This is a genomic window from Thermosipho melanesiensis BI429, from assembly GCF_000016905.1.
GTDB classification, from domain to species: Bacteria; Thermotogota; Thermotogae; order Thermotogales; family Fervidobacteriaceae; genus Thermosipho; species Thermosipho melanesiensis.
In genome coordinates this window covers 1,422,399-1,448,324 of sequence record NC_009616.1, presented here as the reverse complement: position 1 = coordinate 1,448,324, position 25,926 = coordinate 1,422,399, and the positions used below count along the sequence as shown (strand labels likewise).

The following is a 25,926-nucleotide window of genomic DNA, read 5'->3' as shown; positions in this document are numbered from 1 at the left end:
CAGATGCCAAAACAAGAAACACTTGGAGTAGTAATAAAAGCTTCAGATTCAGCGAGTCCTGTTCTAAGAACCGTGTCAAGAAACTTGGATACTTTTCAAAAGAAAATTGATAATGTGAGAAAAAATCTTCAGCAATTTTCAAGTGCAATCAATACTGCTTTAAAATACACAGTTGCATTCACAGGGGCTTTAGCTGGAGCAGTTAGTGCTTCAACTTATTTTGCAGCCAAGGTAGAAAAGTCATTTCAAAATGCACGCACAATGATGAAAATGACAGGCGAACAAGCAAGAGAGATGCAAAAACAATTAATTAATTTATCCGTAGCAACAGGAAAACCTTTAGATGAGCTTAATAACGCTTTATACATGCTGGGGTCTGCTGGCGTTGAAGCAAAAGATAGCTTAAACGTGTTAAAAGCAACTGCTGTTTCTTCAATTGCAGGTGCAACGGATTTAACAACTACATTTCAAAGTGCTATTTCTATCATCAATGCATATGGATTGAGCATAGATAAACTCACCACAGTGTATGCAATGCAGTTTGAAGCAGTTAAAAAAGGGTTATTGACTTATGAAGAACTTGCAAGGGACTTTGGCCAGTTAATCCCAGCCGCAAGAAACTTAGGAGTAGGACTAAAGGAAGCACTTGCAGGATATACCGCACTTACAACAGCAGGTTTTAGATCTTCTGAGGCAGCAAATGCAGCAGAAGGAGCATTTATGGATATGCTCCAGCAAGCAGATAAGTTCAAGGAATTAGGGATTAACCTTTATGATGCAAATGGAAAATTTGTTGGGCTAACAAAGGTCGTAGAACAATTTAGAAAGAAACTTGAAGGACTTACCGATGATGAAAAAAGAGCTTTTTTGCAACAACTTGCACTTTCTGAAACAGGTTCGAGAGCGTTATTAACATGGATCAACAATTATGAAAAATTTGAAGACGTATTAAGCGGGATAAAGGGTGATACAGAAGCTTTAAATGAAGCATATCAGCTACAAACACAATCTGTTTCTTATTTACTTGATAAATTGAAAGCAAGTTTAGGAGCTTTAAACATGACTTTATTCAACGCAGTAAGAAGTGGAGTAATTGACTTCTTGAGCAAGCTAATTGCCGGAATAAGGCAGTTAACAAAATGGATTGATGAAAATAAAGAAACAGTAGGAAAAGCAGTTTGGGCGTTGCTCAGGTTGGGGGCTACTTTAATAGGCATATTAATATCTTTAAAATTGTTTACTCAAATTGCACAGATAGGAACTTTCTTACTAAGACCATTTACGTTAGCTTTAATAGGAGCAGTAACTGCTCTATACATGCTTTGGAAGAGCAAAAATGAAGGAAAAGATTTTGCAGATTTCTTGCAATGGTTGTTCAACCTAATGGTTAATATATTTATAAAACTATTAAATTGGATACAATCAATTGATTGGGAAAACATTTGGAAAGGAGTAAAAGATGTATTTGGTTGGCTGTGGAATGGGCTTACGAAAGGATTTAAAACTGTTTGGGATTGGACAGTTACAGGTTTAGAAAAACTTTGGGATATTATGTCATGGATTGGAGAAAAAGCTTGGGAAGGTATAGAAACGGCATGGGATTGGCTTGTAAACGGTGTTGATTGGCTCTGGGAGAATGTTTTACAACCATTAGGAACTGGAATATGGGAAACATTGAAGACAACTTGGGACTGGATTGTAAATGGCTTAACGTGGTTATGGGATAACATTTTACAACCTATTGGTCAAGCAATATGGGAAACTATTTCTTCTACTTGGGAATGGACTGTTTCAGATATTGAATGGCTCTGGGAAAATGTTTTAAAACCAATAGGAGAAGGAACATGGGAAGCTTTACAAACAACATGGGATTGGATTATTCAGGGATTGGAGTTTATAAAAGAAATAATGAAATACTTTGGCGGTCTTGTTCAAACAACATGGGAAATTGCTGTGAAGATCTCGGGCGATGTTATAGATTTCTTCAAAAAAGGCTTTGAAAAACAAGGAGAAATTGAATTAAAAAAACAGGAAATGGCAAAGGAAATAATGGATGATAAACAAACTCCTTGGTGGATGAAAATATTAGCATGGATGGGACTGTTCTATCAACCAGGATATGCCGAAGGTGGATATACAGGCAATGGAGGCAAACATGAACCGGCTGGCATAGTGCACAAAGGGGAATACGTTGTCCCGGCGTGGATGGTTAAAAAGTATCCATCGATGGTTTCAGTGCTGGAAAAGATTAGAACGAGAGGATACAACAAAGGTGGAATTGTAGATGCAATTATAAGCTATTTCACAGATGGAGGGATAGCAAACGACGTAAAAACGGTAGCGGGAACGCTAAAGCAAATAGCGGATATAATTAAAAAGACGGGCCCTGAGTCTGCGGAAGCTTTAAAGATCATCGCTGAAAAAATCGGGGAACAACAACAGGACGCTAAAAAGAGTAAAAGCAAACTGCAAATGCTCATAGATATGGTACGCGGGGCAGTGGCAAAATACTATCAAGCTAATAAAGGGCTGTTCGATACTTTTATAAACGCGATAAAGGTTGCGCAGGCTGCAACGCCGCAACTGACGTGGTTGAAAGACTTGGGAACCGCGCTTGTAAAAACTGCAAAAACTGGATCACTTGCAGGTTTTGATATTCTCGCACCGTTTAAAACAACAATAGAAGGGTTTAAAGGGCTGGGTAGTAGTTTAGGAAGTCTGTTTGAAAGCATTCTCGGAAAGCTTGGCCCTATGCTTGCAACTCTTGAAAACGTAATGCAATTGCTTGATCCCATCGGTGTGGTTGTCCAGGGCATCATGGAAGTACTTGGCACCGTCATCAACCGTGCGCTGGAGCCGTTCGTAAAGATCCTGCAGATTTTCGGTAGATTACTTGGAACGCTCCTGCTTCCGTTACTGGAGCCGTTCCTTGGCCTGCTTCAGGCGTTTGCAAACATTCTCGTTTGGGCATACAACACGGTGATTGTGCCGATAGCAAGAGGATTTTATATAGCATTCGCAATGATAGTTAACGCTTTCAATTGGCTCTACAACATGGTTTCTGACGTTGTGAGAGCGCTTACGTTCGGATTTGTTAACATGGGAAAACGCGCCGTGAAATCCTGGGAGCAGATAACAAAAGAGGCTGAGGAGAAGATCGGAAAAATAAACATCAGCGATGAGAACTTCGGAGCCGAAATAACGCAGACGTATACGGCGAATGTAACAAGAAGTGGACCGGAAACAGTGAATATCTATCAGTACTTCCAAAACAGTAATTTCTTGGATAGTGCAGAGGCTTTTAAAGAGATGGTAGTAAAAGCTGTAAGAGAAGCACTCGAAGAGGGCACGTTGGTAATTACGTGAAATTGAGGGGGTGACCGGTGTGGTTATTTCAACTTCTAAACCTGCCGAGATAAAGGTTCTCAGCGTGCAGGATGATGTAAAAAGGGGGATTTTCAAGGTTAGGTATGCGTTCAGAGTGGCGATACAGGAGACAACAACGACCATTGAGGAGTACGACGAAGAAGGTAATGTAACCCAAAAAGAAGTTCCTGCATGGCAGTATGAAGAGTTCGTGGATGAGATCGAACTTCCGCTTTACCTTAAGCCTTCCCTTGATGCGATCTTGAAGACAATGTATGACAAGGCAAAGCCGGTTCTGGAAGCCAACGCAGGGTACGCTTCAGCTGAAGTGCCGAGCGAGATAAGTGTAGATGAGGAAGATTAAAGTATCTCGCCCGCGGGGTGAGTAGTGGGTGTCCCCTAACACCCACGCTGGTAAGGCTGGCCAGCGTGTTGCACAGCCCCTATAAGGGGTTGTGAACCCTCTGTGAAGTTCTGCGAGAACACAGGGGGATTAGGGGTTTCTGTTTATTGTTTAGGAATTGGCAGTGTAAAGCAAGAAGGAGGAAATAGAATGGCTTTGATTAAAACCCCTTATAACTTGATTTACAACGACGACGGCTCTCTCTGCGTCACGCTCCGAAAAGACGACGTCCCGTTTCCAGGCGTGAAAAGTTTTGCTGTGGAAGAGGGGACGATGAATTATTTCGGGCAATATTCGTGGAATTTTGATGCTGGGCAAGTGGTATTTTTTCCTTATGCTTTGGCTTCAGGAAAAACATGGGCAGATTGTTGGGACGAAACACAAAAAGCATATATTGGTGGACAAGGTATTACTGTATATAAAATTGAGACACACACGATTGATTTAGGACAAATTTATCCAGCCGGAACAAAGATAACCTTAAGCTGGAAACACAAAGGATGTCTATGGTTTGTTGTCGCCAGATATAGTATTGATGGTAGCAATTGGATGGATTTCAATGATGGTGATACAGTAGAAGTTAAAGGAGATGCAACACTGAATTTTTGGGAAAGGCAAGGATTGCATATAAAAATAAACGGCCATAGAACCGAGTATTATGGTAATCCAGAATTGTTATTAGATAGATGGTATGATGTAATTATTACTTATACATTACCAGAAGATACACGATATTTATATTTTATTTGGGATTTTTATAAAGCATATGTAAGTGGAATTTCGGGCTATTTGAATAAGTTACAGTTAGAAATAAAACCCTTCGCAACAAGCTTTGTAGATGGGACGAGACCTGATGGAAGGTTTAAAATTAACATTCCAATTACTGAACCTTTTGTTATTGCGTTTTGGCGGAAAAATAATAAACCAACGACAGCAGCTCAGCATGATATTACAATTCAAGCGGATGATTATTATCAGGATAGTATCGCTTCTTTTACATATCCTGATAACCAAACACAAAGAATTGTAATTCAAAAAGATGGTGCTCCGGCAGCTAATGTAACAATAGAAGCTTTCGATGTAGATTTTCATGATTGGCATTTTGTTGTATTTGTATATGATGGTTCTGTATTAAAAATATATTTAAATGGAAGTTTAAGACGAACAATCACAGTAAGTTTAAATCTTGGTAATTTTACTCATATAAAAATAGGTTATAGGCCCTCAGATTTGTCTGCAATACATGGCATGAACGGCTTAATTTCCAACCTCCTCATCGCCAAGTACGACCCCAACATCTGGACCGACTCTTATATTCAACAACTCTACGAAGCTCGCCGCCCATTCTCAGTGCCGCCAAAGTTACCGATAGTATGAGGTGGCGGGTAAAGTATCTCAGCTTCGGGCTGAGTAGTGGGGGACTTCCCACCTCCACGTGGGCTTGTCCCAGCCCACGTGTTGCTCAGCCTGTAAGGCTGAGAAACCCTCTCATGTATTTAAGAGTATTGTGAGAGGGATGGGGAGAAGACGGCGATGCTTTTTGTGATAAGGATGGTTGTAGTATTGTGAAGGAAGTGAAGAAAAGCGAGGTGGTAATGTGTTCCCAAAACTTAATGTGGATTCCAGCTACATTCCGTATATACGCCACCCAACACGCTACAAAAGTGTTGCAGTTTTCGCCAAAATCGACGGCACAAACTGGTACGACATCACCGAGTGGGTCAAGGAAGTCCGCATCGTCAACAAACTCGAATTTCTCGAAAGCCCCGCTATTGACTCGGCCACGATAATTCTCGCTAATCTCAGCAACGAATGGACACCGACGCAGTATAACGACGCATTCGATCCTTCAAGCGGCAAATTCAACGGTACCGTAGATCAGGCTTACCTCAGCAAGGAATGGGAAGTCAAAATCCTGCTCCGTGTGTACAAGAGCGATACCGAATATATCGATGTCCCGCTCTTCTACGGTGTCAAAACCCAGCTCACAGAACGGCACAAAGAAGCAGAAATGAAAGTGGCTGATATATGCTACTACGCAACGAAGAAAAAACTCGATACAGACATACTTTACATCGATATGAAACCGCACGAGATACTCGCTGATCTCTTTCAGCGTGCAGGCCTCGACTCGTCGCAGTTTGACTTTCAGGAAGTCCAATATCCCTGCACATTTCTCGCAAGGAAAGACAGCACAATTTGGCAAACCGTGATAAACCTCGTTCGCGGCACAGCAGGGAAGATATCCACAACACCCGAAGGCAAAATCATATACAGAACAAGAATGGACACAAGTTCGTATTCCGATCCCAACCCCGCACTCTCGCTTCAGCAGGACACTTTCAAACGCTACGATCTTGGAACCGAAAGACGGTTCAACAAGATCACGCTTGAAAGCGAAGGATACCGCGTCGATGACGACCTGTCGTGGGTGATTGACTTTGAGCTTCAGGGCAACAACACAATAGCCCCTGGAACTACTGCGACCTTTGAACTTGAGTATGTATCAGACTACGCGGTGGCTGTGAGCGATACGATATACATAAGCTATTCTGTCGGTGCGGGCTTTCAGGAGGACGTGCCGTTCACGGTCTTGGAGAGCACCCCACAGCCTTCAAATGAGCATATCCAGATCACCAAGTACGAAAGATACGCCGATAAAGCCGTTATCGAGATAAAAGCCCTTACGACATCAGAAAACGTCGTAATAAACCATGTGAAAATTCAGGGGCGGCAGGTCAAGAAGGTCAGTGTAAACAAGCTGATCAAAGAAAACACCACAGGCGAGCCCGACAAAGAATACAGCGTCAGAACCTTCTTTGACTCGCAAGCTGTGATGAGCAATATAGCCGATGTGCTGTACGAAAACATCAACAAAACGATCCGCTTCGGTCTTGCGATGAACGAGTTCTACGCGGATGTGTATGCGGGAAATCTTATCGAATTCGCAGTACCGCTTAAAGGGATTAGTTCAGGAACATTCCTTGTTCTGAAGGTAGAGCACAGCCTGCAGTCTGCTAAGTTTCAGACATCGCTCGATATCGTCGAGTGGAAGGATATCGAATTCACGACAGGCGATAAGACCTTCACCCGCGCTACTCGCTCTCCTGACCCCGTCGAAAACCAAACGCAGCAGCAAATCACTGAGGTTCAGGGACAGATTCAAGAGCTTCAGGAGCAGGTGAATGAGGTTGATGAGAGAACGAACTATATTGACAGTGCAGCACCTTCTGTGCCGCAGAATTTGTCGCTTTCCACAACTATGAATGATAAAGGCGAAAGCGTAGTTAGAGTAAGCTTTGACCCTGTACCGGAAGCTGATGTAATAGGGTATGAAGTAACTTGGAGTCTTGATGGTGTTCACTGGCACTATTATACAACAGCAGAAACGCTGTCGCAGTTTGTGGTGCCCGGAAACACCACCGTGTATGTAAAGGTGCGGGCTCTGGATGCGGAAGGAAAGAAGTCAGATTGGTCGAGCGCAGCTTCCATAACGAGCGCAAAAGACGAGGTGCCGCCTGCTGTTCCAACAGGTTTAACACCGACGGGACTCTTTCAGACGATCATGGTTAAGTGGAATCCAAACACTGAAGATGACTTCGACCACTATGTCTTGCAGTACGACACTAAGAGTGATTTTTCAACAGCAAAAGAGATAGTTTTGAACGCTACATCGGCTGTTATAAAAGATTTGGCGGTTAATACGACTTATTACCTGAGAATCAAAGCTGTTGATAAGTCTGGAAATGCGAGCGATTGGAGTTCTGCCGTGACGGCCTCAACGGTGAAGTTGGACGATGCGAGTTACTACGACTATGCTGCAATTAAGGACGCTATTATTCAAAACGGAAAAATCGATACAGCATGGATCAGCGAGCTTGATGCTGGTGTGATAACGACCGGTTACCTCGACGCTGACCGCATCCAGGCCCGCAGCATCACCCTCGATAAACTCGCGGTGTCACCTGCGTTCTCATTGCCCTCAGGCACCCTCGCCTACTGGACTAACTCTCTCATCGACGAAGCAAATCAGATAATGCCTGAGGGATATACGGAGGTTAATCTCGCCCCAAGGGTTACGCTTATTCCAGAAAATGCGCCTGAAGGTAGTGTTGTGGGTGATTTGATTGCAGCAAATACAATATATGCAGGCAAACGCATCGATGTGGGGACAGGAGTTAACCGATGGGCGATTGACGGTACTAACGGGCTTGTTAGAGTTTTGAATAATTCAGATTACCCAGTTTTAGGAATTATTTATGGGCCATATTCAATAAATATGAATGGAATTACAGAACAAACAATAACATTACCAGTTGCATTGACTGAGTATTTTGTCTTGCTTGGTATTAGTAATTTTGAGTATTGGCGTTCTACTTTCGCCCCAAATTATTCAAGAAAATTAATATTAGATTGGCAAAAAATTGATAACCAAAGTTTTAAAATATTAGCATATACACAACTCGTGCAGCCAAAACAATATCCAAACGCTCAAGTCACAGTTGAATACAATGACTCCACAGAAACATATTATACTTTGTATACAATTACGGTTGCTGTAGATGAGGCTGTTGTGCGGATAAATGGCCCCGATCTTTCTGTTGAATATTTGCACCGTTACTCTGGAACACCACCTTATACGATTAAAGTGTCGTATACATGGGAGCTGAAAAAAATTCTTCCAGACGGCATTTATTTTGCCAAACTCGGTCATATTGATTGGGGTGACGGAACAATAACAGAGTGGGCATTGCGAGATAGCCCTTCATCATCTTCGAATGTTACAGCGACATTGGTAAGTTACACGCCGAGCACACTAAAAGAATCAGCGAATGCCATGATTACCTATTCTGTAATAGGATATTAATAAAGACTTACAAAATAAGGAGGGAAAATGTATTGTGGATAATAGTAATTTGGTTGATCTGGTGGGTATTTGCTTTTGTAAAACCCATGTGGGTTAAAGCTCCTGTACCAGCCGTAGCAATGTCAATAGCTCCGTTTATATTCTATAATGACAAATATTACAATACTTACAAATCTATTTATGGTGAGACACGACTTCGTAATCATGAAAACCAACATATTAAGCAACAGCGAATACTTAGTCCAGCAGGCATGTTAATTTTGTATTTGATGTTTTATTTTGTGTTATTTGTAATATTTTGGGTAAGATATATAGATTCATTTAAAGCTCACAAATTGGCTTATTGGTATAATCCATTTGAAATAAATGCACGAAATCATGAATAATCGACACGGCGAGCTTATGCCCTCATTCGAGGGCTTTTTTCATGCCGAAAGGGGGTTTCGAATGCAAAAAGTTATTGAATATGAGTTTGAACAATCAGTATCAATTATTGGTATTGCCGATGTACATCTTGGCAGTCCTGAAAGTCGATTTGAAGAATTAGTTAAATATTTAGATATAGACAAAGATTCAAATTGAAAATCCACAGAGTGCCACAAGGCTGTTAGCCAATTTCTTGCGGAAGTATAAAGAAAGGATTCTTGTGGTTGTAAATGGAAATCATGAAACAAGAATTCAGCGTGCTGTTGGTTTGGATCCTGTTGAATTGTTATGTGAAGACTTTGGAATTCCTTATGAATCAGAAATAGCAACACTTAAAGTGTCTCTAAGAAAAGTCAGTTATGGTTCCAAAAAAAGGCTTCCATTTCTCATAGTTGCAGGTCATGGATACTCAGCTGCACGAACGGTTGGAGGAAAAATAACTGCAAATGCAAGAATTTCTGAAATAACTGCACATACACACCAACCTTCTGTAGTTAAGCAAAGAAGAATGCTTATAGATCCAAGAAACAAGAAAATCCTGGAGCAAGATTATTATATCATAACAGTTCCGAGCTGGTTAGGCTTTGAAAAATATGCACGTAGAAAGTTTATGAAACCAAGTGCGGGTGGTATTGCAAAGCTTCATCTTGGATTTCATGTCAAAAATAGAGGAACTGTTTATAAAGATATTTATGTAGAAATGAGGTGAAAATATGAAGAAAGTACTTGAATTCTTTAAAAAATTCTGGTGGCTTGTATTAGCAATATTTACTTTTGTATTAGGAATTTCCTTATTGGAAAGAGAAAGAAAAGAATTACAAAAAAAGCAAAAAGAACTTAAGAAAGAGCAAAAGCGATTGGAAAAGGAGGCTGAGGAAATTGAGAAAACGAAATATTTTGACAATCCTGATTCTGCTGCTAAGTTTCTCAATGACGCTCTTCGCAAACGAAAATGAATACCAATTTATCAAACAAGCTCCAGACGGAAAATTTTATCTTGAAGAAGATACTGTGGTAGAACTTGCAAATTATATTAAACAATTGCAAGATCTCAACGAAAATTACAAAAAGCAAATTGAAAATCTTAAGGCACAAATTTCTAACTTAGAAAAGCAAATTTTAAATCTTGAACAACAAGTGGCAATTTTAAATGACGAAAAAAAGAAACTTGAAGCAATGCTAAAAGCTGAGCAAATAAAAACCTGGACTGTCGTTGCTGTGGTTGCTTTAGGTGCAACTGTATTACTCTTCATAAAGTGAGGTGGAACATATGAAGCTAAAAAGCAGAAAGCTTTGGCTTGCATTAGCGTTAATTGTAGTATTTACTTTGCTTTTATGGTTTGAAAAACTAGACGCAGACAACTATACACAAGCGGTTTTAACACTGTTTGGCATATATAGCGGTGCTAACGTTTTGACAAAGTTTGCTAAAGGCGGTGACAACAATGGGAATTGAAGATAAAGTAATTGAACATGACGTTGAAATTAAGGGTATTAAAGAAGATATCCAAGAAATGAAAAGTGATATCAAAGATATAAAAAAGATGCTGAATGGGTATTTAGATAAAAGGATAGAAAATAAAGTAAAAACAATGTCTGGCTATATTGAAGAAATAGCAATTAACGCATATGCCAAACTCGCAGGGAAAAGAGCCCTTGCGTTCGCAGTATCGATAGTACTATCGCTTATAACAGGAGCTCTTGCAGGCAGATTCTTCTGGAGGTGATAATGTGACATATGATATAGGCAAAGCTGCACTTGTTGTAATGGGAGAAGCTGAAGGACAAAGTTTCGAAGAGAAAAAATGGATAGCTCATGTAATACTTAACAGACTTAAACATGGAAAATTCAGACCAATTGAGAAAGATTTTATTGGATACAGAAGAGCTATAGATATTGATGAAGAGTTAGAAAGGGAAGCAATGACCGATGCAGTAAATGCTGCTGTACTTGCTTTTTATGAACACCTTGTTGGAATTGATCCAACAAAGGGAGCCACTTTCTTTGCAACAAAAAAATATATAAAGGAAAAAGATCCGAACGAGATTTTCGGGGTCAAAGTTGAACCGGTACCTACCCCGAATTATTTTGCACATCAATTTTATAGATTAGTAACCCCCTCAAAATAGATCAAAACATTAGCCCCCAATTAAGGGGGCTTTTTTTGGCTTGAATACTTGACTTTTTGACCGAACCGAAAACGCACTTTTGAACGCTAACTCTGGTGGCGAGGGACGGAATCGAACCGTCGACACGTGGATTTTCAGTCCACTGCTCTACCAACTGAGCTACCTCGCCACCCAAACAACCTTTGGTGGGCGCGGTAGGACTTGAACCTACGGCCTCATGCTTGTAAGGCATGCGCTCTCCCTCTGAGCTACGCGCCCACTCCTGGCGCCCCCAACGGGATTCGAACCCGTGCCTCTGGCTTGAAAGGCCAGTGTCCTAGACCGCTAGACGATGGGGGCCTAAGTTCCTATTTCTTTTTTCAAAGCGACCGTAATCAATAATATCAAAAATTATTTTTTTTGTCAACTACTAGTTTTGTAACTTTTCTCTGACAGGTGAAAAAATATGATGTTAATTTCCAAAAACCTATTTTAAAAATAATTATACTATATAAATAAAAATATGGTAAAATATATCAAGAAACCAAATTAGAGGTGATGTAATGTCAAAAGGAACTGATGTAATTGTTGCAATAATGGTTGCAGCTATTGTTTTATTGATGATTCTCCCCATTCCAGGTTTTTTATTGGACTTTTTTCAACTCTTAAATATATCACTTTCTCTAGTTATTTTATTCTCAACAATGTACATTAGAAAAGCATTAGAACTTTCTTCATTTCCTACTATATTATTAGTTGTTACTTTATTTAGACTCGGATTAAACGTCGCATCAACAAGATTAATATTACTACAAGGGCCAAAGTTTTCAGGAAAGGTAATCCGTGCTTTTGGGGATTTTGTTGTTGGTGGAAATTACGTCGTTGGTCTTGTGGTGTTTCTAATCTTGGTAATCATACAATTTATAGTTATAACAAGGGGTTCAGAAAGGATTGCAGAAGTTGCAGCAAGGTTTACCCTTGATGCAATGCCAGGAAAACAAATGAGTGTTGACGCAGATTTAAATGCAGGACTTATAACTGAAGATGAAGCACGAAGAAGAAGAGACGAGATTAGACGAGAAGCAGATTTTTATGGCGCAATGGATGGAGCTTCGAAATTTGTAAGAGGAGATGCAATTGCAAGTATAATAATTGTACTTGTTAATATTATTGGAGGACTAATTATAGGTATTTTAACTCACAAAATGACAGTTACAGAAGCTGCTCAAACTTTTACTTTGTTTACAGTTGGAGATGGGTTGGTAACTCAAATACCTGCATTAATGGTATCAACTGCAACAGGTATTTTAGTTTCAAGAGCAGCATCTGAAGATAATCTCGGGACTGAACTTGTAAAAGAACTTGGAAGCGAAAAGAAAGTTATAATATTAACAGGTGGAATACTTATATTTTTAGGTTTGTTTACACCAATCCCTTTTACAGCAGTTTTAATTGGACTACTTTTCTTAATAACAGGTAGTCTAATTAAAAGTGTCTCAGAACCTGAAATGGAAACTGCTTCTATCAGTGAAATAAGTGAACGCCCTATGGGACCTGTTCTTTCAACCCCTCAAGAAGTTTCTGAAATAATACAAACTGATACTGTAGAAATAGAAATAGGTTACGGACTTATACCACTTGCTGATACGTCGCAAGGTGGAGATTTACTTGAAAGAGTTACAATGGTAAGGAAACAAATAGCATATGAACTTGGATTGGTGATTTCTCCAATTAGGGTAAGAGATAGCGTTTTATTAAAATCTAACGAATATGCTATATTTATTAGAGGAGCAGAAGTTGCAAAATACGAATTACTTCCAAACAGACTTTTGGCCATAAACCCGGGAACTGTCTTGGAAAAAATTCCTGGAATTGAAACAAAAGAACCCGCTTTTGGTCTTCAAGCTTTTTGGATAGATGAATCGAGAAAAGAGGAAGCCACCAGATTAGGTTACACAGTTGTTGATCCACCTACAGTTTTTGCTACACATTTAACAGAAATATTAAAAAGACACGCTCATGAATTACTTGGAAGTAAAGAATTTGACTTACTTGTGGAAGGCTTAAGAGATAGATTTGATAAATTAGTTGATAACTTATTTAATGTTTTAAAACCAACTGAAGTAAAAAAAGTTCTGCAAAAACTTCTAAAAGAAGGAATTTCAATTAGAAACTTACCTTTAATTTTTGAAACACTTCTCGAATATGGTGAATACACAAAAGACATTGTGTATCTGACGGAAAAGGTTAGAAAAGCTCTAAAAAGGCAGATAATTACGCCATTAATATCTAATGATAATATCCTACATGCAATAGCATTTGATAACAACTTAGAAAAAAGTCTCGTTAACTTAGTAAAAGATTTAGATGGAGAAAAATATTTAGATTTAAATCCGGAAATAATGCGAGAATTAATTGAAAATATATCCAAAAATTTAGAAAATCTGATGAAAAAGGGGTATAATCCTGTACTTATATGTTCGTCATCATTAAGACCATTGATAGCAGATTTAATCATAAAATTTATCCCAGGAATTTACGTTGTTTCTTACGATGAAATACCAGAAAACATTACAATGCAAATTGAAGGAGTGATAAAATTATGATCGTAAAAAAATACTTAGTCAAAGACATCAAGGAAGCTCTTGAAAAAATAAAAATTGAACTTGGAAAAGATGCAGTAATTCTTGGAACAAGAAAAATTAAAAAAGGTGGATTTCTGGGAATTGGTGCAAAAACCTTTCTCGAAGTTACTGCTGCTGTTGAAGAAAATGAAGTAAAGCAAAACAATGAAATGAAAACACAACAAATATATCAATTACAAGAAATACTATCAAAAAATTCACAAAAAAGGAGCACTGATGAACTTAATGAAATAAAAAAGATGATGTACGAATTAAAAACTATGGTTTCTATGCAAAAATCTGACAATGAACCTGAATGGATAAGAGATTTGAGAAAAGCTTTAAACTTTCACGATGTAAATCAAGAAATAATTGAAAAAGTTATAGAATACATAAGAATAAAATACGGGAAAATAGATTTTGAGGATGAAAACACAAGATTTGTTCTCTCTGAAATATTCCTTCCATTTATAAAAACAGACAACCCAGATATTACAGGAAAAGTAATGTTTGTAGGTCCAACGGGCGTAGGAAAAACTACTACACTTGCTAAGCTAGCAGCAAAAATGTCCATAAATGAACACAAAAAGGTTGGTATATTAACATTAGACACTTATAGAATAGCGGCTACAGAACAACTAAAAACATATGCAACATTAATGGATATACCAATGCGTGTTGCATACACCCCCAAAGAAGCAAAAATCGAGCTTGAAGCAATGGCAGATTTTGAGGTGGTATTTATAGACACCGCAGGTAGAAGCCAAAAAAATGAACTTCAAATGAATGAAATAAAGGCAATGGCTGAAATTATTTCCCCAGATTACAAATTTTTAGTTGTGGGAATGCAATATAGAAGTAGTGATCTTGAACTTATTTCAAAAAAATTCAATGATGTTTCACCTACACACATAATTCTAACTAAAATGGATGAAACATCTTCTTTGGGACATTTCTTAAACGCTGGCCATTTTATCAATAAACCAATTATCTATATTACAAATGGTCAACGTGTACCCGATGACATTATTGAAGCAAGTAATAAAGAATTATCAATTATTTTAGCTAGAGAGGTGCTCAATTATGTTAAATCAAGCTAGAAATTTGCTTAATCTTGGAAATATTGTTTTAATTGGCAGCGGTAAAGGTGGTGTGGGAAAAACTCTAATCACTGTTAATCTTTCCATTATACTTCAAAAACTCGGATTTAAAGTCTTAATTTTTGATCTTGATGTGGGTTTTACAAACTCAGATGTTCTATTAAACATACACCCAAAGTACTCCCTTAGTGACCTTATAATGAAAAAATGCAAAAAGGAAGATATAATCTTTAAAACAGAATACGGTATAGATTTGATGAATGTAGGTAGTGATATAGAAACAATCTTTTTATTTAGCGAAAATAATATAAAAGAATTTTATATAAATTTCGCACAGATAGCACAAAATTATGATTACATACTTATTGACCTTCCGCCTGGATACAATGAAAACTTTGCACCATTTTTTAACAGTGCAAACCATACACTAGTCATAACTACAACGCAACCTACATCGCTAGTTAACTCATACACATTCGTTAAAATTTTAATCCATAAAGGCATACCTGCAAACAACATTCACCTTGTTGGTAATTTAATAGAAAAGTACAAAGAATCATCTGAAAATTTAAATAGATTTTCTGCTGTTTTGGAAAAATTTACCGGTGAAAAAATTGGTTCATTAACCTTAATAAAAAAACATCCAAACGTTGAAAAAAGTGTTTTTGAAAGAAAACCATTTGTAATAGATAATCCAAAAATTCAGCCAACTTTTGCACTTTATAGAATAGCTTCTATTTTAAGCAAAAAGGAAATAGCACCAAAAGAAAATTTAATGGATAAAATACTTTCTTTCTTCAAAGGAGGGAATTAATTGACAATAATTGAATATATAAATAAAAATTTAAGTGGTATTTATCTTATAGCAAAAGACACTGAAAACAAAGAGTATCAAGTTCGGCTTATTATTATCAAAAAAAATGGGATTGTTGAAATAGAAGCTGATGAAACATTTACAATTGGCAAAAAATTACTTTTAAATATTCCAGTAAAAGAGGCGTTATTAGCATTAATTGGAGAAGTAGCAGATAATGAAGGCAAAAGATATTTTCTAAAAACAAACGAAAAAATAGGAATTATTCAACGAAGGAAAGAAAAAAGATTTCCTTTTTTTAAATCTGCAAAAAATGCAAACAATTCCATTTTAATAATCGATGTCTCACGTTCAGGGCTTCAAATGCTATCAGAAAAAGAATTAGAACTTGAAAAACCAACCGAAATTTTAATAGATAATGATAAGATTAAAATAATACCTCTTTGGCGAATATTTGAAGAAGAAATTTATAGAATAGGTTGTAAAATATCAGAAGATTCCATTAAAAAATGGCAAGAAATAATTAAAAAATAAGAAAGGGTGTCACTATGCCATATGTAACAAAAGTTCCAACACCAAAAGCTTTAAAGATTGGATTACCAGGTATAATTGAAATTACAATGCTTAAAGAACTCGAAGGCACATATAAGACTTCAATATCAGATATTGACTTTAAAAAAAACCTAATCTTTCTATCTATTCCAACTTACAAAGGACATTTCATCCCAATACCTAAAGGTACAAGAATGAATGTAAAATTTTTTGATAGAAGTTCGATGTATACATTTTCTACTATATCGCTTGGAGTAATTAAAAAAGATAATCTATACATGATCCCCGTGCCAGCACCCGAATATGTAAATAAAACTGAGAGAAGAAGATTTAAAAGAATTCCATTATTTCTATTTGGAACGTTTAAATTATCCCCAAAAACTAATGCTGAAGCTATCCAGTTCATGACCAAAGACTTCAGTGCAGGAGGAATAAAAATTGTAACTGATGCAATTCTACATTTAGATGATATAATATATATAAATCTAAAATTAGACGAAAATTTACAGCTTGAAAATCAAAAATCAAAGATAATTAGAGCTGATCAGAAAACAGAAGAAGGATTTCAATATGGTGTTGAGTTTTTAGATGTACCTACAAATCTAGAAAACAAACTAGTAAGATTTGTATTTCAAAAAGAACTAAAAGCAAAGAAGTAGGAGGGAAAAAATGCTTGAAAAATTAAATGAAAAACAACTTGACCTTCTAAATGAAATTGGAAATATAGGTACAGGTAATGCAGCAACTGCTCTTTCAATGATGATTGGAAGAAAAGTAGAAATTTCGGTACCATCAACAAAAGTGGTACCTATTTCAAATATCCCATTTATATTTGAAAACCCTGAAGAAATTGTTTGCGCTGTAAAAATGAAAATGCAAGAAGATGTAGAAGGTGAAATATTGTTAATCTTAAACTCCATAACAGTGAAAGAAATAACAAAACTTTTAACAGGCATAGAGCTTCAAGATATAACAACCCTTGATGAATTTTCCGTTTCTATGTTGAAAGAAATAGGAAATATAATGTGTGGTTCATACGTTACCGCACTCTCAGGATTTACAAATTTCTTTATAAACCCAGAACCACCTGAGATAGCAGTCGATATGATAAGTGCAATACTTGCAGAAGTTTCTTTGCAAGTTTCTAAAACAGAAGACTACATATTACTTATTGAAACTTCTATTGAAATAGAAGGTATTGACAAAATGTTAACAGGTTACTTGCTTCTTCTTCCAGATGAACAATCTCTTAAAAAGATATTGGAAAAATTGGGGATGTGGAATTAATGTCACAAAAAGTTAAAAAAATCATTGGAATAGGCGAATATGCAATTGGTGATCAAAATACAATTTTAGTAACTTTAGGATTGGGTTCTTGTGTCGGAGTCTGTATTAGAGATAAATCAAAGCAAATTGGCGGAATGGTCCATGTTATGCTCCCAGAAAGTGGTGGAAAGGAAGTCAACAAGCCAGGAAAATATGCCGATACTGGAATCACTGTCGTAGTTAACGAATTAAAAAAATTAGGCGGGAAAAATTTTGAGGCGAAAATAGCAGGTGGTGCTGCTATGTTTAATAATTCTGCAATGAATGTAGGCCAAAGAAACGTAGAGGCAGTAAAAAAGATACTAAACAAACTCGGAATTAAAATTGTTTCTGAAGATACTGGAGGAAACAGAGCAAGGAGTATTGAATACGACGTAGAAACCGGTAAACTCATGATTAGAAAAGTAAAAACAGGTGAAAATGTGGAGGTAATAGAAATTTGATAGACAAAGAAAAAATTATACAAGAATATCTACCTTATATAAAAAGAATTGCGTATGATTTAAAGAAAAATCTACCACATAATATTGAAATTGATGACTTAATACAAGAAGGTCTTATTGGATTATTACAAGCAATAGAACGTTATAACCCCAAAAAAGGAGCAAAGCTAAGATCGTATATTTTAACCAGAGTAAAAGGTGCGATGTACGACTATCTTAGAAAGATAGACTGGATGCCAAAAAACCTAAGGCACGATGTAAAAGTAGTTGAAGATGCTATCTCCAAGATGGAAAATTCGGGAAAAATAATAGATTTTAATGAAATTTCAAAAATAACTAATCTCCCACTTGAAAATGTCAAAAGAGCATATAACGAAATGGTAAGAAAGCAATTTCTAATGCTTGATGATTACCTAACAGAAGATCTAGAAATTAATGAAACAATTTCTTCTTCTGATTATACCCCAGAAGAAACGGCATTTAAAGAAATCATAAAGGAAGAATTAAAAAAGGCGATAAATAAATTGGATGAAAAGGAAAAAATAATACTAAATTTAAGATTTGAACATGAATTATCTTTAAAAGAAATTGGAAAGATATTAAACTTAACGGAATCAAGAGTTTCCCAAATTCTAAGCTCAATTATTTTAAAACTAAAAAAAATGTTGGGGGGATAATTTATGGAACCCATCGAATTACATCCAATTTATTTAAGAAGTAGTGTAGAAAAATCAACGCAATTTAGTAATCTACAAAATTACACCAACATTGCAGCTGAAATAAGTGCCCAACAACTAAATGAGAGAATAAAAAAGGAAAGAACATCTCCAAAAAACATTGAAAAAACCCCCAATAAAAATGTTAGAAGTTCAACTGATGAAGGTAACAAAAATAAAAGGGATTTTTACAATAAAAAAGGACGCAAAAATGAAAATAAAATAGTCGAAGCAGAAAATTCGCATATATTGGATGTGAGAATTTGATTGGATACTTCTCAGTAAGAAAGATAAATGAAAAATACTTAGGTGGTATTTTAATAATAGATGAAAGGGGTATTCCTATTGAATTTAAATATACCGAACCAATTACTCCAACTGGACTTCAAAAGATAATTTATGGTTCTTCTTTAGAAGAATACTTAAGTGTGGAAATAATAGGAAAAACCTTAATAGAAAAGATAGAAAACAAACCCGAAATAATTTTTGTAAACGATCCATCACTAACTTTTAAAGAAAACATTGTATTAATAATTGAAATAAACACCTCTTCAAGTGAAACCATAGAAATAAACAATAGATTTTTCAAAATTACACCTTTTAACGATACAATAAAAGGAAAGATATTAGAGATTTCTGAAAAGATAGAAATTACAGAACCTTTTTCAAGATTGGAAAAGGCGTTGAGTTATATATGCGAATCATAAAAAATGTAATAAAAACCCTCAAACAAGAGTTAGGACTTATAAAAATCAATGATATAAAAACAAATATGAATGTAACCGTTACCTTTGAAAAAGTTAATCTAAAAACTAATCTTTACGATGAATCTATCAAAGCAAATATTGTAACCAGAAATTTTAAGTTTACACCAAAACTTTCAAGTACAAGCATTTCGAATACCACAATCAATGTAGCTAAAGAAGAAATAACACAAAGCAGAGTTAAAATTAAAAACATTTCCTTTGAGAATTTAAATATAAATAATAAATCGCTTACCTTTCAAAGTAAAGATGTAAATATATACGAAGAAGATATCTACTTTAAAACCACAATTAATGCCATAGACATTCCTAAACCAAAAATAAAATCAAAAATTCCTCCAATCTTATTTGAAGTTATTATCTATCCTTCAAAAGTAGTAAGCAAAGAAAAAATATTAAAAATACTCAGAGAATATATCCTAACACAAAAAAACAAAGACATAAAATTTATTGGTTTTTTTAAAAATGTTCCATTAGGTTACGCTGAAAAAATAATAATAACAAACAATAAGTTAACAGTTATTTTAAACAAAAAGGGAAAAAATTTCGTCTCCAATGTTGTTATTTTTAAAATAGATGGAAAGTATAAATTGGAGGTAATTAAATGATATATGAACAAGATTTTCTTTTTAGACTAGAAGAACTAAAAGGAAAACAAAAAGTTATTTTAAATATTCTAAAATCATTGAATAATCTTACAGAAAGCAAATACATAATCTTAATTAAAAATCTCGAAAATAAAGAATTAAAAAAGAAACTAAAAAAAACCAAAATAGATTTATTTGCTTTATACACTTATAACCTTCTTTATGGAAAAGGAAAGCTTTTTAATAGATTAAAGCTTTTCGAAGAAATAGGCATTCAAACAAAAGAAATCGCTGAATTACTATTTTGGTCAAATCCTTTAAAATTTCCTTTTCCTTCTCCTTGTAAGGAATACGATAGAAAGTTTATAAAAAAAATGGAAAAAAAACTCTTAAAAAAACAACTAGAAAACTTTCTTGAACTATATGCTCTTGAAACATTTAAAAAACAAAATTTTTTAAATGATATAACAACAGAAATAAACGAAATAACTTTTTTCAATTTTGAAAAGATATTCTGGATCAAGGATATTATAAAAGAACTAGACCCAATAAGCAAAGAAAAAATCAAATCCTCTTCCAAAATTCATCCATACCTCCTAAGGGCAATATTTTCAAAACCAGAATGTCCTGTTATTCTTGATGGTAACAATATTTGTTATTGGACATCCCATCCAAATCCGGAAAATATTTTAATGGTATTCGATAGACTTTCGGAAGGTAAAAAATTTTATTTTCCTTATTACATAGTATTTGACAAAAATGCAAAATACATATTCAAAAATAGCAAAGTTTTAAATTTTCAGAATGTATATTTCCATTCACCTGCTGATGAACTTATTATATATCTATCAAAATCTAAAGGGGCAAAAATTATCTCAAAAGATAACTTTAGAGATTGGGATAAAGAAATAAAAAAGCACATACTAAAAATCTAATTTTTTAACAAAAATATCTGGTTCCTCATTATCTTTGTAAACAGAAAAAAACAAAAGTCCATTAGAAATAACAGGATAAAATACGTCATAATTTATATCTTTTGTTAAGCAAGTAACACTAGAAGTTTTTAAATCCTTCATCCAAATCCTATATATACCATCACGATTAGAAGTAAATATCAATTTATCGTTGTATATAACAGGATCATGTTCGTTGTAAAAAGTGTCTTCCACCTTTTCATTTTCTCCATCTATATACTTATAAATACCAAAATTTGCACCATTTAAAGATGTATAGAAAATTTCTGTACCACTTGCAAATGGTGTAAATACCATATCCCCAAATGTATGAATTTCCTCATACTTTCTTGTCTTTAAGTTGTACTTTACCAATAAATTCCCCTTTTCTAAATCTTGGATATATAAGAGGTTTTCATTATCATACCATACAGGGGTATACGCTGTACCAGTAGAAATTCTTTTTATTTTTTTCGCATAATCCCTTTCAAACGGCATCACATAAACATTCCAAGCCCCATGCAAAGACCCTTGAAATACTATGTTTTTCAAATCAGGTGAAAATTTTGGGTAATATTCACTACTTCCCCAAACTGGAAGTATGTTTAAAGATTCATTTGAAAGGTCTATATAAGCAATATTTCTATTTCCACCTAATCTATCTGTAATAAATATGTATTTTCCATCTTTAAAATCCCCATATTCATCTACACCTGGATAAAAGGTTAATTGAAGATAATCTTTAAAGTCTTTTGTTTTTAACCTATAAATAGAAATTTTTTCAAGAGGATAATAGATGACTTCCTTCAAAAAAGTACTATACTTTTTATAACCATTAAACGAAAAATGTGTACTAACAAAATATTCTCCATCTTCATAGGTTGCCTTATATATATCGTCGGTAGCATCATATGTAAGATAAAGATTTACGTAATAGTCAACAGATGCCGTGGTAGAATCAGTTAAAAAATAGATCTCATAGTCTTTATAATTGTTTAATAGATTACTTGCATCAAGCAAAATATCGTATGTTTCTGTACTGTATTGTGTAATAACACCAATTGAAAATGCGAATAAACTTGAAGAAAAAAACAAAAAAACTAAAAAAAATTTTTTCATCCATTTCTCCCTCCCAAAATTTCTTTCAACTTTTCCATTTCGTTTATATAAGGATTATCAAGCTTCATACAAAAAATTTCTCCCATAATCTTTCCAATTTCAGGACTGGATTTTATTTTAAACTTCTCCTTTAAAACATTACCACTTAAATTTAATTTAACTGTAAATACTCTTTCTAAATATTCAAAAAAATAATTTTTAGAATCTTCATCATCTAAATACGCCAATATATGAGCTGCCGTTTCAAAAACAGGTTTCCCAAGTATTTTATAAATATCCGAAAATTTTATACGCATTTTTATCATTTCAATAACCGGTATTATCCTCTTTTCCATCTTTTTCAATTCCTCAACAAATTTCTTTGGTAATCCATATCTTTGCATAACACTTTTCAAAGTTTCAACATCATAAAATTCAAGAAATATTCTTAGAACAGCGTAAAAGATATTATTTTTAGAATAAATATTTTTCAACCTTTTAAATACCAAAAACATATTTTTTAACTTTTTTTCCATTAGTACTGTAAAATATGTTTTTGGAAATATACGATTTAATATATTTAACTCGGAAAGTCTTTTAATTCCTTTCACAGGGTCTTTTTCTTGAAGTATTTTTTCCAATTCCTGCCTAATTCGCTGACCTGTTACTCTTTCTAAATATCCTCCTTCTAAAGTTTCCTTTAATATCTCCAATGTTTCATCTTCTATTCGAAAGTCAAATCTCTGCTCAAACCTTACTGCCCTTACCATACGAGTTGGATCTTCAACAAAACTCAATTTATGAAGCACTCGTATAATTCCTTCTTCTAAATCTTTACGAGAACCAAAAAAATCATATAACATTCCAAATTCCTTAGAATTGAGCTTTATTGCCATTGCATTTATTGTAAAATCTCTTCTATACAAATCCTTTTTTATTGTACTTATATCTACTTTGGGAAGTTCCGCTGGCTTATCGTAGTACTCTGTTCTAGCTGTTGCAACATCTATTCTAAAACCATCTTTAAAAAACAAAGAAGCAGTTAGAAATTTCTCATGTTCTACCACTTTTACATCTAATTGTTTTGCAACATATTTTGCAAATTCCATTCCATTCCCTTCAACAACCAAGTCAATATCAAAATTTTCTATCCCCAAAAACAAATCTCTCACAAATCCACCAACTACATATATAGGAATATCACAATCATCTCCATAAGTCCCTAAAAGTCTCAACAAATTCAAAAATCTGTTAGGTATATTTTTCATTAGCAACGGTTTTACATCTTCAAAGAAATTAACACTAACCTCTTCATATACATTTTTAAAATCTGCATTTAATAAATCTGTTCTTGTAATTATTCCAACTAAAAGATTATTTTCATTAAGTACCGGAATTCTACCAATATCGTTTTCTAACATAATTTTTTTCACCTTTGAAATTGAGTCATTTTCATGTACAGTTATTAATTTTGTATTCATAATAGATTTAATAGGTCTTTCCTCAAAACCATGTCTCATTGCTTTATCCACGGCTTTTCTCGTCACAATTCCCACTAATTTATTCCCATCAATTACAGGAAAACCACCATGTCCCGTTAATTTCATAAGCTCATAAACCTTGGCAATGGTTTCATATGCTAAAACCGTTCTAACAGGTGAAGTCATAATATCCTTTGCTTTAACCATTTTTTTTACCACTTTTGGAAGCATATTCTTTAATTTATAAACAACTTCATCTACAGAAACATTCTCTAAGGTTGCAGAACCAGCCTTTATATGACCTCCTCCTCCAAATCCTTCCATCAACTTTTTAATATTTACTTCTTGACTTTTGGTTCGTGCAACTAAAAATACTTTTCTACCCATTCTTACAACCGATATTAATGTATCGTAATTTTCAAATTCCCATAGTTTTGTCGTAATTATATTCAAACCACCTATAAACTTCTCAATTTCAGTTTTTGCTATAGCAATAGCCAAATCTCCAACCTTTACAATTTCTATATTATCGCTAAGCATATGCATTAAATTTTTCTGCTCCATATTTATTTCTAAACTTGTAAATTCCTGTATATAATCTAGCTTTGCGCCTTTCTCTATCAAAAATTTCGCTGCCTCCAAATCTTCTGGTTTAGTAGTACTGTACAAAAAATTTCCCGTATCCTCATATATAGCAATAGCAAATAATGTGGCTTCATCTTCATTAATATCAATATTTTTTTCTTTTATTTTTAAAACAAAATATGTTGTTATCGAACCTAATTCAAAAAGATTTACCTTTAATTGTTCATCATGTTTTTTAATAAATGGGTGATGATCGTAAACCTCTATTGGTGTGTTTTCATCAACATTTTTTAAAATTTGTTTACCTATTCTTTCTAAATTTCCAGTATCAACGATTACTAAATCACTAATCTTACTTTTTATCTCTTTTTCACTTAAATATTCAAACTCAAAAAGATGTAAAAACTCATCCAAATTCTGTTGAAATCTCCCACTAATTACTATCTCAAAATCTGGATTAAGTTTTTTAAAGGCATAAGCGGCAGCAAACCCATCAAAATCTGGAACTTTATGCGGAGTAACTACTTTCAAAATATCACTTCCCGTTTTTTTAACATGCTAACCGTTGATGTGATTATCTCAACATCTTTTCCCACATTTAAAACCGCATAAAACAACTCGTTTTTCTTATGAAATACCTTACCCTTAATTCTTTCAACAACTGGTTTCCAAGAACCACAATTTATATAAAACTTTGGCGATTCAGGCATATTAAATACCTTAAAATTATGTTTGTGAATATGTCCCATTATTATTCCATCAACACCCCCAACATCGTGTTTGAAATTATATCCCACCATATACTTTTCCAAATCTATTTTGTTATTCAATATTCTTTTAGCCTTTTTCAACAAATAATCTGTTTTTTTCAAGGTTCTAAAGTTCATAATAATCCTTACTAAGAGCTCCCCAAACTTTATTCCGCCAAAATTATTTAAAAATATCTTCGAAAACATACTCCAAAATGGATAGTTAGTTTTCATCCACTTTTTTGCCTCTTTAGTTTTCATCATATTTAAAAATTCATCTATCCAAAATCTTAACAAATCAATACCAATATCATACTTTTTCGAAATAACCTCAAACCAATCAAATAAATCCAAAGTTGGTCTCACATTATCATAATCCTTTGCTATCTGTTTAGGAACCTTAACACTGGAATCAAAATTTTTCATCATATACTTTACAATATACTCTCCAAGTGGTGGAACTAATTTCCCCGTCTCTTTTTCAATAGAAAAATTATTTACCGGATCAAATTGGTTACCATGAACAACAAATAATTTCAATTTTTCGTTATAATAATACGGTAACACTTGCAAATTAGGTATCTTTTCCAATAACCTTTCCAAAAGTTTTTTATTTTTAAAAATATAATAGTCATGGTTTCCCACTATGTAATAGATCTTTCCTCTCTTTCCAATTTTCCTAAGTGCGGAAAAAACAAGCGGATGACTTTTTTCATATTCATCAATAATATCAGCTGAAAGATTCTCGACATCCTTTTCATAATTATCCAAATCTATTTCCAAAGTTAACTCGCTCTCTACAAATTCAAAAACATCACCCACTATAAATAAAGTAACATTAGGATTTTCAGAAAAATCCTTGATTAACTTTTCAAAATAATAATCTTGTTCAAAATCATCCTTTCTTCTACCGTCTCCCACATGCAAATCACTTAAGAATAAATACCTTTCCATATCGCATCC

The 25,926-nt window shown here is 34.5% G+C and carries 27 protein-coding genes and 3 tRNA genes; 24 read left to right on the top strand and 6 right to left on the bottom strand.

What is annotated here, in order from left to right:
- Positions 1–3: 3 nt before the first annotated feature.
- The 12 genes from TMEL_RS07460 (at position 4) to TMEL_RS07410 (ending at position 11,192) form a co-directional block, all read left to right on the top strand.
- Positions 4–3,366, top strand: coding sequence for a phage tail tape measure protein (locus TMEL_RS07460; protein WP_012057655.1), 3,363 nt, complete (start codon positions 4–6; stop codon positions 3,364–3,366).
- Positions 3,367–3,385: 19 nt separating this feature from the next.
- Positions 3,386–3,730 (top strand): hypothetical protein, encoded by a 345-nt coding sequence (locus TMEL_RS07455; protein ID WP_012057654.1) that lies wholly within the window; start codon positions 3,386–3,388, stop codon positions 3,728–3,730.
- A 312-nt stretch (positions 3,731–4,042) separates the two neighbouring features.
- Complete coding sequence (locus TMEL_RS07450; protein ID WP_187145730.1) at positions 4,043–5,146, top strand: LamG-like jellyroll fold domain-containing protein; 1,104 nt, start codon at positions 4,043–4,045, stop codon at positions 5,144–5,146.
- Between the two features lie 220 nt (positions 5,147–5,366).
- On the top strand, positions 5,367–8,636 hold the full coding sequence (locus TMEL_RS07445; protein ID WP_012057652.1) for a fibronectin type III domain-containing protein: 3,270 nt from the start codon (positions 5,367–5,369) through the stop codon (positions 8,634–8,636).
- A gap of 32 nt (positions 8,637–8,668) precedes the next feature.
- Positions 8,669–9,022, top strand: a complete 354-nt coding sequence (locus TMEL_RS07440; protein WP_012057651.1) for a hypothetical protein — start codon at positions 8,669–8,671, stop codon at positions 9,020–9,022.
- A 61-nt stretch (positions 9,023–9,083) separates the two neighbouring features.
- Positions 9,084–9,218, top strand: coding sequence for a hypothetical protein (locus tag TMEL_RS10690; RefSeq protein ID WP_257617335.1), 135 nt, complete (start codon positions 9,084–9,086; stop codon positions 9,216–9,218).
- A gap of 37 nt (positions 9,219–9,255) precedes the next feature.
- Positions 9,256–9,771 (top strand): hypothetical protein, encoded by a 516-nt coding sequence (locus tag TMEL_RS07435; protein ID WP_148186016.1) that lies wholly within the window; start codon positions 9,256–9,258, stop codon positions 9,769–9,771.
- 4 nt (positions 9,772–9,775) lie between these two features.
- Positions 9,776–10,018: a hypothetical protein gene (locus tag TMEL_RS07430; protein WP_012057649.1), complete on the top strand. Its 243-nt coding sequence runs from the start codon at positions 9,776–9,778 to the stop codon at positions 10,016–10,018.
- Complete coding sequence (locus TMEL_RS07425) at positions 9,993–10,322, top strand: SH2 domain-containing protein (protein WP_012057648.1); 330 nt, start codon at positions 9,993–9,995, stop codon at positions 10,320–10,322. The genes TMEL_RS07430 and TMEL_RS07425 overlap by 26 nt, the downstream gene beginning before the upstream one ends.
- A gap of 10 nt (positions 10,323–10,332) precedes the next feature.
- Positions 10,333–10,518: a hypothetical protein gene (locus TMEL_RS07420; protein ID WP_143611032.1), complete on the top strand. Its 186-nt coding sequence runs from the start codon at positions 10,333–10,335 to the stop codon at positions 10,516–10,518.
- Positions 10,508–10,789 (top strand): hypothetical protein, encoded by a 282-nt coding sequence (locus TMEL_RS07415; protein ID WP_012057646.1) that lies wholly within the window; start codon positions 10,508–10,510, stop codon positions 10,787–10,789. Before TMEL_RS07420 ends, TMEL_RS07415 begins: the two co-directional genes overlap by 11 nt.
- 4 nt (positions 10,790–10,793) lie before the next feature.
- A complete protein-coding gene (locus TMEL_RS07410; RefSeq protein ID WP_012057645.1) occupies positions 10,794–11,192 on the top strand; it encodes a cell wall hydrolase in 399 nt (132 codons plus the stop codon).
- A gap of 93 nt (positions 11,193–11,285) precedes the next feature.
- On the opposite strand, the gene TMEL_RS07405 is transcribed toward TMEL_RS07410, so the two are convergent.
- The 3 genes from TMEL_RS07405 to TMEL_RS07395 all read right to left on the bottom strand — a co-directional run bounded on the left by TMEL_RS07405 (position 11,286) and on the right by TMEL_RS07395 (position 11,531).
- Positions 11,286–11,361 (bottom strand) — tRNA-Phe (locus TMEL_RS07405).
- Between the two features lie 14 nt (positions 11,362–11,375).
- A tRNA-Val gene (locus tag TMEL_RS07400) sits at positions 11,376–11,450 on the bottom strand.
- A gap of 5 nt (positions 11,451–11,455) precedes the next feature.
- Positions 11,456–11,531: transfer RNA gene (locus TMEL_RS07395), tRNA-Glu, on the bottom strand.
- 203 nt (positions 11,532–11,734) lie between these two features.
- On the opposite strand from TMEL_RS07395, the gene flhA reads away from it, so the two are divergent.
- From flhA to TMEL_RS07335, 12 genes are read left to right on the top strand one after another with little or no spacing between them, the layout of a single operon-like run.
- Positions 11,735–13,777, top strand: a complete 2,043-nt coding sequence (flhA, locus tag TMEL_RS07390) for a flagellar biosynthesis protein FlhA (RefSeq protein ID WP_012057644.1) — start codon at positions 11,735–11,737, stop codon at positions 13,775–13,777.
- Complete coding sequence (gene flhF / locus TMEL_RS07385; RefSeq protein ID WP_012057643.1) at positions 13,774–14,895, top strand: flagellar biosynthesis GTPase FlhF; 1,122 nt, start codon at positions 13,774–13,776, stop codon at positions 14,893–14,895. The genes flhA and flhF overlap by 4 nt, the downstream gene beginning before the upstream one ends.
- The gene (locus tag TMEL_RS07380; protein ID WP_012057642.1) at positions 14,879–15,709 is read left to right on the top strand and encodes a P-loop NTPase; all 831 of its coding nucleotides are present in this window, start codon (positions 14,879–14,881) and stop codon (positions 15,707–15,709) included. Before flhF ends, TMEL_RS07380 begins: the two co-directional genes overlap by 17 nt.
- Positions 15,710–16,243: a PilZ domain-containing protein gene (locus TMEL_RS07375; protein WP_012057641.1), complete on the top strand. Its 534-nt coding sequence runs from the start codon at positions 15,710–15,712 to the stop codon at positions 16,241–16,243.
- A 14-nt stretch (positions 16,244–16,257) separates the two neighbouring features.
- Entirely contained in the window at positions 16,258–16,920 is a 663-nt protein-coding gene (locus TMEL_RS07370; protein WP_012057640.1) for a flagellar brake protein, read from the top strand.
- Between the two features lie 10 nt (positions 16,921–16,930).
- A complete protein-coding gene (cheC, locus tag TMEL_RS07365) occupies positions 16,931–17,548 on the top strand; it encodes a CheY-P phosphatase CheC (RefSeq protein ID WP_012057639.1) in 618 nt (205 codons plus the stop codon).
- The gene (gene cheD / locus TMEL_RS07360; RefSeq protein ID WP_012057638.1) at positions 17,548–18,030 is read left to right on the top strand and encodes a chemoreceptor glutamine deamidase/glutamate methylesterase CheD; all 483 of its coding nucleotides are present in this window, start codon (positions 17,548–17,550) and stop codon (positions 18,028–18,030) included. The genes cheC and cheD overlap by 1 nt, the downstream gene beginning before the upstream one ends.
- Positions 18,027–18,707, top strand: a complete 681-nt coding sequence (locus TMEL_RS07355; RefSeq protein WP_012057637.1) for a sigma-70 family RNA polymerase sigma factor — start codon at positions 18,027–18,029, stop codon at positions 18,705–18,707. The genes cheD and TMEL_RS07355 overlap by 4 nt, the downstream gene beginning before the upstream one ends.
- Positions 18,708–18,710: 3 nt before the next feature.
- Positions 18,711–19,013 carry a hypothetical protein gene (locus TMEL_RS07350; RefSeq protein ID WP_012057636.1) on the top strand — a complete coding sequence of 101 codons (303 nt, stop codon included), beginning with the start codon at positions 18,711–18,713 and terminating at the stop codon, positions 19,011–19,013.
- Positions 19,010–19,453 (top strand): hypothetical protein, encoded by a 444-nt coding sequence (locus TMEL_RS07345; protein WP_012057635.1) that lies wholly within the window; start codon positions 19,010–19,012, stop codon positions 19,451–19,453. Before TMEL_RS07350 ends, TMEL_RS07345 begins: the two co-directional genes overlap by 4 nt.
- Positions 19,441–20,118, top strand: coding sequence for a hypothetical protein (locus TMEL_RS07340; protein WP_012057634.1), 678 nt, complete (start codon positions 19,441–19,443; stop codon positions 20,116–20,118). The genes TMEL_RS07345 and TMEL_RS07340 overlap by 13 nt, the downstream gene beginning before the upstream one ends.
- Positions 20,115–21,032 (top strand): hypothetical protein, encoded by a 918-nt coding sequence (locus TMEL_RS07335; protein ID WP_012057633.1) that lies wholly within the window; start codon positions 20,115–20,117, stop codon positions 21,030–21,032. Before TMEL_RS07340 ends, TMEL_RS07335 begins: the two co-directional genes overlap by 4 nt.
- On the opposite strand, the gene TMEL_RS07330 is transcribed toward TMEL_RS07335, so the two are convergent.
- Genes TMEL_RS07330 through TMEL_RS07320 form a run of 3 tightly spaced genes read right to left on the bottom strand, consistent with a single transcriptional unit; the run spans position 21,021 to position 25,917 of the window.
- Complete coding sequence (locus TMEL_RS07330) at positions 21,021–22,169, bottom strand: TolB family protein (protein WP_012057632.1); 1,149 nt, start codon at positions 22,167–22,169, stop codon at positions 21,021–21,023. The two genes, TMEL_RS07335 and TMEL_RS07330, sit on opposite strands and share 12 nt — an antisense overlap.
- Positions 22,166–24,745 (bottom strand): CBS domain-containing protein, encoded by a 2,580-nt coding sequence (locus TMEL_RS07325; RefSeq protein WP_012057631.1) that lies wholly within the window; start codon positions 24,743–24,745, stop codon positions 22,166–22,168. The genes TMEL_RS07330 and TMEL_RS07325 overlap by 4 nt, the downstream gene beginning before the upstream one ends.
- Positions 24,742–25,917: a metallophosphoesterase gene (locus TMEL_RS07320; protein WP_012057630.1), complete on the bottom strand. Its 1,176-nt coding sequence runs from the start codon at positions 25,915–25,917 to the stop codon at positions 24,742–24,744. Before TMEL_RS07320 ends, TMEL_RS07325 begins: the two co-directional genes overlap by 4 nt.
- Positions 25,918–25,926: the final 9 nt, after the last annotated feature.